The sequence below is a fragment of the Streptomyces sp. NBC_00094 genome (assembly GCF_026343125.1).
GTDB lineage: Bacteria > Actinomycetota > Actinomycetes > Streptomycetales > Streptomycetaceae > Streptomyces.
Window position 1 is genome coordinate 1453361 of the sequence record NZ_JAPEMB010000001.1, and the last position, 14456, is coordinate 1467816.

General features: G+C 73.7%; 12 protein-coding genes. 5 read left to right on the forward strand and 7 right to left on the reverse strand.

What is annotated here, in order from left to right; all coding sequences use genetic code 11:
* Positions 1-53 precede the first annotated feature (53 nt).
* Positions 54-2207: a hypothetical protein gene (locus OG580_RS06190; protein ID WP_267042622.1), complete on the forward strand. Its 2154-nt coding sequence runs from the start codon at positions 54-56 to the stop codon at positions 2205-2207.
* 186 nt (positions 2208-2393) lie between these two features.
* Here OG580_RS06190 and OG580_RS06195 read toward each other — a convergent pair whose 3' ends face one another.
* Genes OG580_RS06195 through argC form a run of 5 tightly spaced genes read right to left on the reverse strand, consistent with a single transcriptional unit; the run spans position 2394 to position 7260 of the window.
* On the reverse strand, positions 2394-2930 hold the full coding sequence (locus OG580_RS06195; RefSeq protein ID WP_056566545.1) for an arginine repressor: 537 nt from the start codon (positions 2928-2930) through the stop codon (positions 2394-2396).
* Between the two features lie 7 nt (positions 2931-2937).
* Entirely contained in the window at positions 2938-4143 is a 1206-nt protein-coding gene (locus tag OG580_RS06200; protein WP_267042623.1) for an acetylornithine transaminase, read from the reverse strand.
* On the reverse strand, positions 4143-5063 hold the full coding sequence (argB, locus tag OG580_RS06205; RefSeq protein ID WP_267042624.1) for an acetylglutamate kinase: 921 nt from the start codon (positions 5061-5063) through the stop codon (positions 4143-4145). Before argB ends, OG580_RS06200 begins: the two co-directional genes overlap by 1 nt.
* Positions 5060-6235: a bifunctional glutamate N-acetyltransferase/amino-acid acetyltransferase ArgJ gene (argJ, locus tag OG580_RS06210; RefSeq protein ID WP_267042625.1), complete on the reverse strand. Its 1176-nt coding sequence runs from the start codon at positions 6233-6235 to the stop codon at positions 5060-5062. The genes argB and argJ overlap by 4 nt, the downstream gene beginning before the upstream one ends.
* Entirely contained in the window at positions 6232-7260 is a 1029-nt protein-coding gene (gene argC / locus OG580_RS06215) for an N-acetyl-gamma-glutamyl-phosphate reductase (RefSeq protein WP_267042626.1), read from the reverse strand. The genes argJ and argC overlap by 4 nt, the downstream gene beginning before the upstream one ends.
* Positions 7261-7524: 264 nt before the next feature.
* On the opposite strand from argC, the gene OG580_RS06220 reads away from it, so the two are divergent.
* From OG580_RS06220 to OG580_RS06235, 4 genes are all read left to right on the forward strand, one after another.
* Positions 7525-8133, forward strand: a complete 609-nt coding sequence (locus OG580_RS06220; RefSeq protein ID WP_267042627.1) for a chorismate pyruvate-lyase family protein — start codon at positions 7525-7527, stop codon at positions 8131-8133.
* Complete coding sequence (locus OG580_RS06225) at positions 8130-9428, forward strand: FAD-dependent monooxygenase (RefSeq protein WP_267042628.1); 1299 nt, start codon at positions 8130-8132, stop codon at positions 9426-9428. Before OG580_RS06220 ends, OG580_RS06225 begins: the two co-directional genes overlap by 4 nt.
* Before the next feature lie 211 nt (positions 9429-9639).
* On the forward strand, positions 9640-10956 hold the full coding sequence (locus OG580_RS06230) for a M48 family metallopeptidase (RefSeq protein WP_267042629.1): 1317 nt from the start codon (positions 9640-9642) through the stop codon (positions 10954-10956).
* A gap of 87 nt (positions 10957-11043) precedes the next feature.
* Positions 11044-12036 (forward strand): DUF4440 domain-containing protein, encoded by a 993-nt coding sequence (locus OG580_RS06235; RefSeq protein ID WP_267042630.1) that lies wholly within the window; start codon positions 11044-11046, stop codon positions 12034-12036.
* 396 nt (positions 12037-12432) lie between these two features.
* On the opposite strand, the gene OG580_RS06240 is transcribed toward OG580_RS06235, so the two are convergent.
* Together OG580_RS06240 and OG580_RS06245 are read right to left on the reverse strand one after the other, a co-directional pair.
* Positions 12433-13602, reverse strand: coding sequence for a methyltransferase (locus tag OG580_RS06240; RefSeq protein ID WP_267042631.1), 1170 nt, complete (start codon positions 13600-13602; stop codon positions 12433-12435).
* 256 nt (positions 13603-13858) lie between these two features.
* The gene (locus OG580_RS06245; RefSeq protein ID WP_267047913.1) at positions 13859-14434 is read right to left on the reverse strand and encodes a histidine phosphatase family protein; all 576 of its coding nucleotides are present in this window, start codon (positions 14432-14434) and stop codon (positions 13859-13861) included.
* Between the last annotated feature and the right edge of the window lie 22 nt (positions 14435-14456).

Consider the following 14456-nt stretch of genomic DNA (forward strand, 5'->3'; position numbering starts at 1 on the left):
TGGGCGGCTAATTCGCAGGTGGCGGCCCGCCGGACACCGCTAAGGTCCCCCGCATGACGCCGCCCGCACTCCTGCCACCCCTCCTGCCCGTACAGCACTACTCCTCCGGAGAACGACTGCTGCACGGGAAGGGCATCGCCTCGGCCGTGGGAGCGGGCCGCGCCGAGGACTGGGTGGCACTCGACCAGAGCGTCTCGATCCACACCTGGCGCCCGGGCCCCCGCTGGTCCCGGGGCCGGATCCGGGTCGGCTTCCACTGGTTCGACGACCGCGAGCTCGCCGACTGGACCACGGCCCCGCACTGGCACGAGGCGGGACCGGACGGCGGACCGGGCACGGTGGCCTGGTCCCGGCCGCCCACCGAGTCCGAGATCGCGCTGTCCCTCTGCCATGACGACCCCCGGCTCCGCACGGCCGCGCTCCGGCTCTCGGAGGTCGGAGCGCTGCCCGCGTCCGCACTCCCCCTCGTCCTGATCCGGTGCGCCGACACGGACGGAACGGTCCGCGATCTCGCCCGATCGGTCCTCGACCGCGCGTTCGCCGAGGCCGGAGTCGGGGCCGGGGCCGGAGTCGGGGCCGGGGCCGGGGCCGGAGTCGGGGCCGGGGCCGGAGTCGGGGCCGGGGCCGGAGTCGGGGCCGGGGCCGGAGTCGGGGCCGGGGCCGGAGTCGGGGCCGGGGCCGGAGTCGGGGCCGGGGCCGGAGTCGGAGTCGGAGTCGGAGTCGGAGTCGGAGTCGGAGTCGGAGTCGGAGTAGGGAACGGCGTCGTCCGGGCCCTGGTGCCGCTCGCCCTCCTGCTGGACCTGCGTCGGCACGGGGGCTGGGCCCGGGTGGCGGTTCTCTCCCGGGCCGAAGGGACACCCGCGGAGGTGGAGGCGGTGGCCCAGCTGCTTGCGAGCCGCAGGAGGGAGTGCCGTATCGCCGGGCTGCGGGCCGGAGCGTCCTCGGCGCTGCTCGACGTGGAGGAGGCCTACGCGATCGCCGAACGCGACGTCGACACGGGCGTCGCCGGGCACGCGGTGCGCGCCGCGATACGGATCACGCTCCGGTCCCTGCGGGCGGAGGACGACGCGGCGCGCGAGGACGCCGTCGCCCGGTTCCGCGCCTTCCTGCGCTCCTGCCGGGACGCCGGGCTCGGGCGCATCGCCCTGACCGCCGCCCACGTGGAGGGACTCCTCCGTCCCGAGGACCTGGCGCGGCTGGCCGTCTCCCACCACGAGCGGGGCGCCCGGCGGTACGCCCTCACCACCCTGCTGGCCGAGCACGACCCGATCCCCTTCCTCGACGCTCTGTCGACCGCGCCCGATGCCGTCGTCCGGGCGGCGGCCGTCGGACGTCTGCGGTCCGCCGGGCGGGTCGACGACCTCGCGCGGCACCTGACGGACTCGAACGACCGGGTGCGCGCCGTGGCATGCCGGGAGCTGCGGGCGACGGGAACCGATCCGTACCCGGCGTACCGCGCCTTGTGCGCGGACCCGGCGGCCGTCACCCCGGCGGCGATCACGGAGCTCGCCGAACGGCGGAGCCCCGAGGACGTCCCGCTGTTCCACGAGCTGACCCGGCACGCCCTCGGTCCCGTGCGGGCGCGGGCGCTCGCCGCCCTGCGGATGCTGGGCGCTCTTCCCGGCGACGGACCGGTCGCCTTCGCCGACGACCCGGACCCTTCGGTGCGGAGCACCGCCCTCGGAGCCGTACACCACAGCCCGGACGCCTTGCGGGCGCTTCTGACGGCGCGTCACGAGGACGTACGGGCCAGGGCGTTGAACCTTCTGGCGTCCCGGCACGGACTCGATCGACAGGAGGCCCTGCCCTTCCTGGAGGACCCCGCGGCGAGAGTGACGCGCGTGGCCCAGGACGTGGTGCGGCCGATGGCGAGCCGTGTCCCGCTCTCCTCACTGCTCCGTCTGGCCGCGCCCGGCCGCCCGCTCGCCCAGCGTGCCGCCGGACTCGCCCTGATCACGCATCAAGACGACGCCGGGGAGCTGCTCGCCGCCCTGCGGCTGGCCGACGACCCGGACTTCGCCCTGCGGTGGACGGCGCGCGACAGGGTCGTCTGGGTGCTGCGCCGGCTGGACGAGGAGGTCGGCGGCCCGTACGGGGCCGAGATCCGGCGGCTCATCGAGCGCCACGCCGCCGAAATTCCCGGCTGGTACGAGGAGATACAGCGACGGAATCGGGTGGCGAGGCAACGCGGGGGCCCGGCCCGGTAGGTGGGACCTTCCGGGCACCCTTCTCGCCCTCGGTGCCGCGTGCTCTCCCTGGGCTCCGCGCCCGCGCCCGTACCCCGGCTCCGCCGCTGCCCGCGCGGCACGTGGCGACGGCCGGTGCGCCGGACGCACATCGCCGTCGGAACGCTGAGCGTTCCGACGGCGATGCGGTACCGACCGAGGTCGGGGTCAGCGGTCCTTCTGGGCCAGGCGCAGCAGGTGGTCGGCGAGGGCCTGGCCGCCCGACGGGTCGCGGCTGATGAGCAGCAGGGTGTCGTCGCCGGCGATCGTGCCGAGGATCGCGTGGAGTTCGGCCTGGTCGATGGCCGACGCGAGGAACTGGGCCGCGCCCGGCGGCGTCCGCAGCACCACGAGGTTGGCCGAGGCCTCGGCGGAGATCAGCAGTTCGCCGGAGAGGCGCCGCATGCGCTCCTCCTTGGCGGACTCGCCGAGCGGCGCCTGCGGGGTGCGGAAGCCGCCCTCGCTGGGCACCGCGTAGATCAGCTCTCCGCCGGTGTTGCGGATCTTCACCGCGCCGAGCTCGTCGAGGTCACGGCTGAGCGTCGCCTGGGTGACGCTCAGTCCGTCGTCCGCGAGGAGCTTGGCGAGCTGGCTCTGCGAGCGCACCGGCTGTCGGTTGAGGATGTCGACGATCCTGCGGTGGCGTGCGGTGCGGGTCTGCGGAACGGACGGCCCGCCGTGCTCGTTCTCCTGCGCGTCGGTCATCGTCGTCTCATTCTCCGCTTCGTCCTTGCCCGTTCACCACGTCGAGGACTCCGGGGAGGGCCCGGAGGAAGGTGTCCGCCTCGGCGTCGGTGAGGACCAGCGGAGGCATGATCCGTACGACATCGGGGGCGGGCGCGTTCACCAGGAGGCCGGCGTCCTGAGCCGCCTGCTGCACCTGGGGTGCGAGGGGCTCGGTGAGCACGATACCCAGCAGGAGGCCCGCACCGCGGACGTGGGAGACAAGCGGGTGCCCGAGACCCTCGATTCCCTGGCGCAGTCGCTCCCCGACGGACTTGACGTGGTCGAGGGCCGCGTCGGCCCCGAGGGTGTCCAGGACGGCGAGTCCGGCGGCGCAGGCGATCGGGTTGCCGCCGAACGTGGTGCCGTGGTGGCCGGGCCCGAAAAGCTCCGCGGCCGGGCCGAAGGCGACCGTCGCGCCGAGCGGCAGCCCGCCGCCGAGGCCCTTGGCGAGGGTCACGATGTCCGGGTCGACGCCTTCGTGGGCCTGGTACTCGAACCAGTGGCCGCAGCGTCCGATGCCGGTCTGGACCTCGTCGAGGACGAGGAGCGTGCCGGTGGCGCGGGTGATGTCCCGGGCGGCCTTGAGGTAGCCGGGGGGCGGGACGACGACGCCGTTCTCGCCCTGGATCGGCTCGATGATGACGAAGGCCGTCTCCTCGGTGACCGCGGCCCGCAGCGCTTCGACGTCTCCGTACGGGACGTGCGTGACGTCACCGGGCAGCGGCAGGAAGGGCGTCTGCTTGCCGGGCTGGCCGGTGAGGGCCAGGGAACCCATGGTCCGGCCGTGGAATCCGCCGTCGGTGGCGACCATGTGGGACCGGCCGGTGAGCCGGCCGAGCTTGAACGCGGCCTCGTTGGCCTCGGCGCCCGAATTGCAGAAGAAGACCCTGCCGGGCCGGCCGAAGAGGCCGAGCAGCCGCTCGGCGAGGGCGACGGGCGGCTCGGCGACGAAGAGGTTGGAGACGTGACCGAGGCTCTTGACCTGCCGGGTCACGGCCTCGACGATCGCCGGGTGCCCGTGGCCGAGGGCGTTGACGGCGATGCCGCCGACGAAGTCCAGGTACTCGGTGCCGTCGGCGTCCCAGACCTTGGCGCCCTCACCGCGGACGAGGGGCAGCCGGGGGGTGCCGTAGTTGTTCATGAGCGAGCCCTCCCACCGCTGGGTCAGCTGCTCGTTGCCGGTGCTGCTCATCAGTCCCCCTGTCCGTCCGGCACGACCATCGTGCCGACACCCTCGTCGGTGAAGATCTCCAGCAGGATCGCGTGCTGGACCCGGCCGTCGATCACGCGGGCCGTGGTGACCCCGTTCCGTACGGCGTGCAGGCAGCCCTCCATCTTGGGGACCATGCCGCTGGAGAGCTCGGGCAGCAGCTTCTCCAGCTGGCTCGCGGTGAGCCTGCTGATGACCTCGTCGCTGTTCGGCCAGTCCTCGTAGAGGCCCTCGACGTCGGTCAGGACCATCAGCGTCTCGGCACCCAGCGCCGCAGCGAGTGCCGCAGCCGCCGTATCAGCATTGACGTTGTAGACATGTCCGTCGTCCTCGGAGCGGGCGATGGAGGAGATGACCGGGATCCGGCCGTCCTCCAGGAGCGCCTCGATGGCGCCCGTGTCTATGGCGGTGATCTCGCCGACCCGGCCGATGTCGACCTTCTCGCCGTCGATGACCGGCTGGTGCTTGGTGGCGGTGATGGTGTGCGCGTCCTCACCGGTCATGCCGATGGCGAACGGGCCGTGCTGGTTGAGCAGTCCGACGAGCTCGCGCTGCACCTGGCCGGCGAGGACCATCCGTACGACGTCCATGGCGTCCTCGGTGGTGACGCGCAGGCCGGCCTTGAACTCGCTGACGATGCCGTGCCGGTCGAGCGCGGCGCTGATCTGGGGGCCGCCGCCGTGCACCACGACCGGCTTGAGGCCGGCGTGGCGCAGGAAGACGACGTCCTGGGCGAAGGCGGCCTTCAGGTCCTCGTCGATCATGGCGTTGCCGCCGAACTTGATGACGACGGTCTTGCCGTGGTGGCGGGTGAGCCAGGGCAGGGCCTCGATGAGGATCTGGGCCTTCGGGAGGGCGGTGTGCTTCCGCGTGGGGTTCTCGGGCTTTCCGGGATTGTTCACGACGAGTACGCGCTGTTCTCGTGGACGTAGTCGGCGGTGAGGTCGTTCGCCCAGATGACGGCGGACTCGGTGCCGGTGGAGAGGTCGGCGGTGATGACGACCTCCCGGTAGCGCATGTCGACGAGGTCGCGGTCCTCGCCGACGGAGCCGTTCTTGCAGACCCAGACGCCGTTGATGGCGACGTTGAGCAGGTCCGGGTCGAAGGCGGCCCGCGTGGTGCCGATGGCGGAGAGCACCCGGCCCCAGTTGGGGTCCTCGCCGTGGATGGCGCACTTGAGGAGGTTGTTACGGGCGATCGACCGGCCCACCTCGACGGCGTCGTCCTCCGTGGCGGCGTTGATCACCTCGATGCGGATGTCCTTGCTGGCGCCCTCGGCGTCGCCGATGAGCTGGCGGGCAAGGTCGTCGCAGACGGCCCGTACGGCCTCGGTGAACTCGTCCTGCGCGGGGGTGACGCCGGAGGCGCCGGAGGCGAGGAGGAGGACCGTGTCGTTGGTGGACATGCAGCCGTCGGAGTCGACCCGGTCGAAGGTGACGCGGGTGGCACCCCGGAGGGCGGTGTCCAGGCCCTGGGCGTCGACGTCGGCGTCGGTGGTGAGGACGACGAGCATGGTGGCGAGTCCGGGGGCGAGCATGCCGGCGCCCTTGGCCATGCCGCCGACCGTCCAGCCGTCCTTGCCGACCACGGCGGTCTTGTGGACGGTGTCGGTGGTCTTGATGGCGATGGCGGCCTTCTCGCCGCCGTGCTCGGAGAGTTCGCCCGCGGCCTTCTCGACGCCGGGGAGGAGCTTGTCCATCGGGAGCAGGATGCCGATGAGGCCGGTGGAGGCGACGGCGACGTCACCGGCGCCGACCTCCGAGCCCGTCGCGCCCTTCGCGCTGAGGACCTCGGCGACCTTCTCGGCGGTGGCGTGGGTGTCCTGGAAGCCCTGCGGGCCGGTGCAGGCGTTGGCCCCGCCGGAGTTGAGGACGACGGCGGTCAGCTCGCCGTCGGCGAGGACCTGCTGGGACCAGAGGACGGGCGCGGCCTTGACGCGGTTGGAGGTGAAGACTCCCGCGGCGGCGCGGCGGGGCCCGGTGTTGACCACGAGGGCCAGGTCCGGGTTGCCGTTCTGCTTGATCCCGGCGGCGATGCCCGCCGCCGTGAATCCCTTCGCTGCGGTGACGCTCACGGAGCGACTCCAATCGTGGAAAGTCCGGTGGCCTCGGGGAGGCCGAGGGCGATGTTCATGCTCTGCACCGCACCGCCGGCGGTGCCCTTGGTGAGGTTGTCGATGGCGCTGATGGCGATGATCCGGTTCGCGGCCGCGTCATACGTGACCTGCACCTGAACGGCGTTGGAACCGTAGACGGACGCCGTCGCCGGCCACTGCCCCTCGGGGAGCAGGTGGACGAAGGGCTCGTCCGCGAAGGCCTTCTCGTACACGGCCCGTACGGACTCGGCGGTGACGCCCGGCTTCGCGGCGGCCGTGCAGGTGGCGAGGATGCCGCGGGGCATCGGGGCCAGCATGGGCGTGAAGGAGACGGTGACCCGCTCCCCCGCCGGCCCGCTGAGGTTCTGGATCATCTCGGGGGTGTGGCGGTGGCCGCCGCCGACGCCGTACGGGGACATGCTGCCCATGACCTCGCTGCCGAGGAGGTGCGGCTTGGCGGCCTTGCCGGCGCCGGAGGTCCCGGAGGCGGCGACGATCACGGCCTCGGGCTCGGCGAGCCCGTTCGCGTACGCCGGGAAGAGGGCGAGCGAGACGGCAGTGGGGTAGCAGCCGGGCACCGCGATGCGCCGGGAGCCCTCGAGGGCGGCGCGGGCGCCCGGCAGCTCGGGGAGCCCGTAGGGCCAGGTCCCGGCGTGCGGGGAGCCGTAGTACGTCTCCCAGTCGGCGGGGTTCTCCAGGCGGAAGTCGGCGCCCATGTCGACGACGAGGACGTCGGGTCCGAGCTGCTCGGCGACGGCGGCCGACTGCCCGTGCGGCAGGGCGAGGAAGACGACCTCGTGCCCGGCGAGCTCCTCGGCGACGGTCGGCGCGAGGACGCGGTCGGCGAGCGGGAGCAGGTGGGGCTGGAGGGCGCCGAGCTTCTGACCCGCGTTGGAGTGGCCCGTCAGGGTGCCGATCTCGACGTGGGGGTGGGCGAGAAGGAGACGCAGGACTTCACCGCCCGCGTATCCGCTCGCGCCCGCGACTGCTGCTCGTACCTTCATCGGAAACCCTCCTCATGGATGGCATGACTATACGTGCGCCCGCAGTTTTATGCAACGACACTGATCGGCCACGCGTACAGGCCAGTCTCCCGCCGGGTCTCCCGCCGAGGGGCCTCCGGGACCCTGCGGAACGCCGTCGCGTAGGGGCCGGACGTCGCACTCCGCGCTCGCCTTTGTGGGGGCCTTGAGGGGCTGTACGGCCGTGTCGACTACACCAGACTCGCAGCCACACCGCTTCCTTTCACCTAGTGCTCCGAGGTGCCCATGCTCCGGCCGACGCCGCCTTCCATCCGGGATTCGGAACAACTCTTTCCGGACGGTTTCGCCGTCCGGGGCGCCACGGAGACCCGGGAGGAGCTCGACAGCTTCGCTCACACCACCACGCGGCTGCTCCTCGGCAGTGACGGGCTGACCACGCCCCTGCTGGAGGCCTGGGTCGGCTCCGCGGTCTCGGTCCGCCGCATGAGCCACCGTCTGGTCCGCGCCTGCGACGCCCCCGTGGCGGCGGTGGACCTGCTGGAGGCCTCCTGGGACGAGATCCTGCTGGAACGGCGCTCCGTACTGGCGTCGTCGGGCGGGGTGGACCTCTCCCGGAACGTGATCGTGGCCCGGTCCGGCGTGTCCGCGGCCGTCGAACGGTGCCTCACCGACGGTTCGGCGACGATCGGCCGGATGCTCCAGGCGGCCGGAACCGGCCACCGGCGCACGATCGTCGGGGTCGGCCTGGGCACCTGGGGAGGGGAGCCCGCGGCGTACAAGACCTACCTTCTGTGGCACGGCGAGCAGCCCCTCGCCACCATCACGGAGCTGTTCAACCCCGAGATCGTCCCGGCCGCCCTGCGCGCCCCCCTGGCCCTGGCGGGCCGGCCGTGACCGCGCCCCGACGCCACGTACAGGTGGCCATCGTCGGTGCGGGTCCCGCCGGACTGGTCCTGGCCAACGTGCTGCACCGGGCCGGCGTCTCGGTCGAGGTCCGGGAACGGGCCGGCCGGGCCGAGGTGGAGCAGCAGGCCCGCGCGGGACTGATCGAGCACCGGGTGGTCGAGTACCTGCGCGACCACGGGCTCGCCGATCGGCTGCTGGCCGAGAGCGGCCGCCATGACTGGTGCGAGTTCATGTGTCTCGGGGAGCGGATTCACATCCCGTACGGGGACCTGTCCGGCGGAGCCGGGCACTGGGTGTATCCGCAGCAGTTCCTGGTCCGCGACCTGATCGCCTCGTTCGAGGAGGCGGGCGGCGTGGTGCGGTTCGACTGCCCTGTCCTCGACGTGGACACCTCGGGTCCCCGTCCGCTCGTCCGGTGTCAGGACGATGTCCTGGCGGCCGATCACGTCGTGGGCTGCGACGGCCCGCGCAGTACGGTCGCGCGTGCGTTCCCCGCGCACCTGGACGGAGCCGTCGAGCGGCGCTACCCCTACGACTGGCTGACCGTGCTCGCCGAGGTGGACCGTCCCGTGGACGGGATCCGGTACGCCCTCCATGAGGCGGGCTTCGCCGGGATGATGCCCCGCACGTCCCGGCTGGCACGCTTCTACCTCCAGGTGGCGCCGGACGCGGAGCTCTCGGAGTGGTCCGAGTCGCGCATCCGCTCGCAGCTGTCGCTGCGGCTGGGGCTGCGGCCGGAGGCGGGAGACCCCCGGTTGGGCGGGCTGACCGAGGTCGGCATGCTGCGGCTGCGGGGCCGGGTCCGCCACCACGTGCAGGCCGGCCGGCTGCTGCTGGCCGGGGACGCGGCGCATGTGCTGACGCCTTCGGGAGCCAAGGGACTCAACCTGGCGGTGGCCGATGTCGCCGACCTCGCGGACAGTCTGCTGCACTACCACCACGACGGCGACGAGGACGTCCTGGCCGGTTACGAACGGCGTCGCCACCAGGACGCCTGGGCGACGCAGGAGTTCTCCGACCGGCTGCTCGAGCTGCTGCACCTTCCGTCGGGGGACGCGGCGGAGTCCGCCTTCGGCCTCCGGCTGCGCCGTGAACGGCTCGCCCTCCTGTCCGCTCCGGGCCCGGAGGGGGAGGCGTTCGCCCGCACCTACGGCGGCGCGGGGCGCCTGCGCCCGGCATCGGCATCCGTGACCCGACGGACCCCCCTTCCGGGTCGGGAAAGCCTGCCCGAGGCCACACCGCTCCCCAGCGCGACGAACGCCCTGTGCGGGGTGGCCGGGTAAGCCTTACAGCCGGCGGAAGTCGGCGCCGACTTCCGCCGGCCTCCGTCGGTCTCCGCCCACTTCCGCCGGCCTCCCCAGAGGCCGAGACGCGGCTGGGCACACGGAAGCGCCTCCTCGGCCGGACCCGCCGCGCAGGATGCATAGTCACAGCCGGTTAACCTCTCCGCCATGCATGACGCGGCCCGTCAGGGCCGCAGGGGAGGGACAGGACATGACAGTGACGACCGACGTCGTCCAGGGGGCCGAGCGGCAGTGCCCCGAATGCGGGGAGCCCGTCACGGGCGGCGGGCGGTACATCGCCTGGTGTGCCGCGTGCGAGTGGAACATCGACCCCGAGGTGCGGGAGGAGCGGCCGCCGGGACGGATCGAGAGGATCCGCCGGCGGCTCGCACAGCGCCACGGGGAACAGCTCTTCACGGAGCTCACCACGGGGGGAACAGGCGGCGGTACGGCAGCGGGGCAGCGGCCCCGGCGCGGCGCCGCCGGGGCGCTCGCCACCGCGCTCGCCCTGGTCGTCCACGGGGTCACCTTCGCCCTGCTCGCCGGCGGTCTGGTGCTGCTCGTCGCGGGCTGGGGCAAGGGCGTCCTGCCCGCGCTCGGGGCGCTCCTGCTCGGCCTGGCCGTGGTCCTGCGGCCCCGGTTCGCCAGCCTGGCGAAGGTCGAGAAGCAGGACCTTCCCGTGCTGCGCCGGGCGGACGCGCCTCGGCTCTTCGCCCTGCTCGACGAGGTCGCCGAGGGCGTCGGCACCACCGGCGTACGAGCCGTGGTCATCGACGCCGACACCAACGCCTCGGTCAGCACGTACGGGATCCGGCAGCACCGGGTGCTCCACCTTGGGCTCGGGCTGTGGGAGACCCTGTCCCCGCAGGAGCGGGTCGCGCTCCTCGGCCACGAGTTCGGGCACTACGCCCATGGCGACACCCGCCACTCCCTGCTCGTCGGCAACGCGTTCCGCTCCCTTTCCACCTGGCGCTACACGCTTGCCCCCGAGCCCGCAGACAGTCTCCTGGGGCATTTCGTGAACCTCGCGACCGCGCTGCCGCGCCTGCTCGTCGACGGCGTCCTCGTCCTCTTGGACCAGCTGACCCTGCGCGGCTCCCAGCGCTCCGAGTACCTCGCCGACACCACCGCCGCCCGCGCGGCGGGCACGGAGGCGGCGGCCGGGCTGATGAACCGGCTCCTCGTCTCCGACGGTGTCACGGGCGAGCTCCGCCGGGAGGCCGTGGCGGCGCGGACCCGGATCGGCGGCGCGCGCCGCGAGGATCCCGCCGAGGGGCTGTGGGAACGGCTCGCCGCCCATGCCGCTTCGGTGCCGGAGCACGAGTACGAGCGGCTGCGCCGGGTCGCGGAGCGGCGCGGGCACAGCGTGGACTCCACGCACCCGCCCACCCATCTGCGCCATCGACGGCTGGCCGGGGGCGAGCCGTGCGAGGCCGCGATCGTCCTGGACCCGGCGAGGGCGGCGGAGGTCGACGCGGAGCTCGCCGGGGCCCGGCGAACCCTCGCCAGGGAGGTCGTACGGGGGTAGCCGCGGCCCTCGGGCGGTCGGGGTGTGTCACATCGGGGGACGCCCTCGCGTCAAGACGGTGACGGAACCGACGAGAAGCGAGGCCCCATGCACGACGACACGTTTCCGGCCGCCCTGACGAGGCGGTTCGACGCCGACCAGGAGCGGCTGCGGGCCGTGGCCCTGCGGATGACGGGGTCGCGGGCCGAGGCCGAGGAGGCGCTCGCGACGGCCCGCACGGAGCTCGGGCGGGACGGCGGGGTCCTCGTCCGGGCCTGGCTGGCGGCTCATGTGGGGCGGGTATGCGTGCGCGGGCTCCAGGAACGGACGGCCACCGGGCAGCAGGGGCGGGGGGCCGGTGGGGGTGTGCGGGATGCCGGGGCCGACGGGGGCGTAGGCACTGTCGGGGCCGGAGAGGCCGTGCGGGGCATCGGGGCCGGAGAGGCCGTGCGGGGCATCGGGGCCGGAGAGGCCGTGCGGGGCATCGGGGCCGGAGAGGCCGTGCGGGGCGTCGGGGCCAGTGAGGTCCTGAGGGGCGTCGGTGCTGGGGTGGACTCCGTGTGGCTCGCGCTGCTCGTCGTCCTGGAGTCCCTCGGGAGCCAGGAACGGCTCGCGTACGTGCTCCACGACCTGTTCGGGCTGCCGCCGCACGAGACCGCGCGGATCACCGGCGGCTCCCCCGTGGACGCCGCCCGGCTCGCCCGGCGGGTCCGTGAGCGGGTCCGGGGCGGCGGGGCGGCCCGTACCAAGGGCGATCCGGGACGGCAGCGGGCGGTCGTGGAGCGGTTCCTGGCGGCCGCACGCGCGCGTGACGCCCGCGCCCTGGCGGCCGTCCTGGACCCGGACGTCGTGGCGTACGGCGAACACGGGCCGGTGCACGGCGCCCCGGCCGTCTCGGAGGCGGCGGCGGCCTTCGCGCGGCTCGCCGACGTGGCGAGGCCCGCGCTCGTCGACGGGGCCGTCGGGCTGGTCGCCTTCGGGGCCGGCGGCCCGGTCGCGGCGGTGGCGTTCACCCTCCGGCAGGACCGGATCGTCGTCCTCGACATCGCCACCGGGGAGAACCGGGTGCGCGCGCTCGACCTGGCCTTCCCCGACTGGTGAGAGGCGAGGAGGGAAGGGCGTGGCGGCGGACGGGGCCGTGGCGGATACGCCGGAGCCGTGCCCCGGTCCGCGCATAACCTGACGGCATGATCGTCAACGCGCAGACCCGGGTGCGCGCGCTCGACCTGGCCTTCCCCGACTGGTGAGAGGCGAGGAGGGAAGGGCGTGGCGGCGGACGGGGCCGTGGCGGATACGCCGGAGCCGTGCCCCGGTCCGCGCATAACCTGACGGCATGATCGTCAACGCGCAGACCCGGGTGACGAGTACGGCGTCACCGTCGCCGACCCCGACGGCTACCGGCTCGTCCTCTGCTCCCGCGACTGGGGCCGGTGACCCCCGGGGGGCTTGCCGATCAGGGCCGGACGGGGCCGACTGCCATGATCGACAAGACACCCCCTAGCGGTCCTCTTGCCTGACCGCCCGCAGGACCACGAACTTCGCGTCGCTCCCGACGAGTTCGCTGTTCCCGAAGATACGGCGGAGGGTGACGTGGTAACCGAGGTGCCGGTTGCCGACGACCCACAGTTCGCCGCCCGGCCGCAGCGCGCGTCGCGCGTCGGCGAACATCCGGCGCGCGGTGCGGTCGGTGGTGGCCTGGTGGCTGTGGAACGGCGGGTTGTTGAGGACCAGGTCGACCGAGCCGGCGGGCAGGTCGGTGAGCCCGTCGCCGACGAGGAACTCGGCCGCGCGGCTGTCGCCGAGGTGCGTGCGGAAGTTCTCCTTGGCGGAGGCCACCGCCGGGTACGACTCGTCGGCGAAGACCAGTTCCGCGTCGGGCTCGGCCAGGGCGATGGCGATGCCGACCACGCCGTTGCCGCAGCCGAGGTCCGCGACCCGGGCGTCGCCGATGTCCTGGGGCAGGTTCGCGAGGAGGAAGCGCGTACCGATGTCGAGGCGGTCGGCGCAGAAGACCCCGGCGTGGTTGGTGACGGTCAGCCCGGGGAGGCCCGGCGCGGGGGTGTCGGCGGGGAGGTCGTACCGGTGCGGCCAGGGGTTCTGGCCGGGGGTGAGCGCCGGGTCGGGGGTGGTGTGGATCAGTCGGGCCTTCTTCACCGCGAGCGAGGTGCGGGTGGGGCCGAGGATCCGCTCGAACAGCCGGAGCGTGGAGGTGTGGATCTCCTTGACCATGCCGGTGCCGACGACCACGGTGCCCTCGTGCACGGCGGGAGCGAGCCGGTGCAGCTGGTCCTCCAGGAGCGCGAGGCTCTTGGGGACGCGGACGAGGAGCACGTCGATCCGCTCGGGCGGCGGGTCCTGCGTGGTCAGCAGCCGGACGGCGTCCGGGTCCGCGCCGGCGCGTGCCAGGTTGGCGCGGGTGGCCTGTCGGCCGAGGTAGGAGTCGGAGATCTGGACGAGCGCGCCGGGATCGGCGGCGTGCAAGGCGGTGACGAGGGCTCCCCAGCGGTCGCCGAGGACGGCGACGGTGCCGGAGAGGTCGGTACCGGTCTCGGCCAGGTGGCCCAGGAGGTATTCGTCGGCCGCGTCCCAGGCGCGCAGCTGATCGCGCGGGTCCTCGGGAAAGCGGGTCAGCGTGAAGGCGCCCCATGACGTGGTCAAACGGTTCATCGTGCCCTCAGGCTAACCGGTCCCGGCCACCTCCCCCGCCGTACGGCACCCGACCGCGTGGCTCCCCACCCCTGGCCTCCCCGCCGGGTACTCGCCTGCCGCACACTCCCGCGCCGTGCCCTCCGCCGCCGTGCCCTCTGCCCGCACACTCCTCGCCGTGCCCTCCGCCGCGGACTGCCCCGCCACGCACTCCCCCGCTGCACCCTCCGCCGCCGTGCCCTCCGTCGCGCACTCGGCTGTCGTGGCGTCGAGCCGGTCAGCGGACGGCCGCGTCGAGCTGGAGGTGCCAGAGGCCGGGGCGGCCGGTGAGGGTGACGGTCGAGAGCGGGCGGACGTCGACGTTCCAGTACGTGGCGGGCGGCGCCTTCAGCGCGTACACGAGGGCGGCCCGTACGACGGAGGGCTCGGCGACGGCGACGATCGAGCAGTCCTCGGCGGGGCGGGTGTCGAGCCAGTTCCCTATCCGGGTGATGAACGCGAGGAGCGGCTCCCCGCCGTGCGGGGCGGTACGGGCGTCCGTGAGCCAGGCGTCGACGGCGGCCGGTTCGAGGGCGGCGACCTCGGCGAGGGTGAGGCCCCGCCAGCGGCCCATGTCGCACTCGCGCAGCGCGGGCTGGGCGAGCGGCGCGTAGCCGAGGGCGGTGCCGGTGGCGCGGCTGCGCGGGGTCGGGGAGCAGTAGCGCAGTTCGGCCGCGCCGAGCGGGATGAGCGCGGGTGCGGCGACCTGCACCTCGTACCATCCGGCCTCGTCGAGCGGCCGGTCGTCGTCGAAGCGTTCGGCGAGCAGGGAGGAGCTGCGTGCCGCCGCGACGAGCGTCACCCGAAGACTCATGGCCGCGATCGTGAGGCCGGTG

Excerpts from the sequence above, each read along its gene's own strand:
- OG580_RS06240 (WP_267042631.1), bottom strand. The coding sequence starts at position 13,602 with ATGAACCGTTTGACCACGTCATGGGGCGCCTTCACGCTGACCCGCTTT.
- OG580_RS06245 (WP_267047913.1), bottom strand. The coding sequence starts at position 14,434 with ATGAGTCTTCGGGTGACGCTCGTCGCGGCGGCACGCAGCTCCTCCCTG.
- OG580_RS06200 (WP_267042623.1), bottom strand. The coding sequence starts at position 4,143 with ATGAGCAGCACCGGCAACGAGCAGCTGACCCAGCGGTGGGAGGGCTCG.
- argC (WP_267042626.1), bottom strand. The coding sequence starts at position 7,260 with ATGAAGGTACGAGCAGCAGTCGCGGGCGCGAGCGGATACGCGGGCGGT.
- OG580_RS06235 (WP_267042630.1), top strand. The coding sequence starts at position 11,044 with ATGCACGACGACACGTTTCCGGCCGCCCTGACGAGGCGGTTCGACGCC.
- OG580_RS06195 (WP_056566545.1), bottom strand. The coding sequence starts at position 2,930 with ATGACCGACGCGCAGGAGAACGAGCACGGCGGGCCGTCCGTTCCGCAG.
- OG580_RS06190 (WP_267042622.1), top strand. The coding sequence starts at position 54 with ATGACGCCGCCCGCACTCCTGCCACCCCTCCTGCCCGTACAGCACTAC.
- OG580_RS06220 (WP_267042627.1), top strand. The coding sequence starts at position 7,525 with ATGCTCCGGCCGACGCCGCCTTCCATCCGGGATTCGGAACAACTCTTT.
- OG580_RS06230 (WP_267042629.1), top strand. The coding sequence starts at position 9,640 with ATGACAGTGACGACCGACGTCGTCCAGGGGGCCGAGCGGCAGTGCCCC.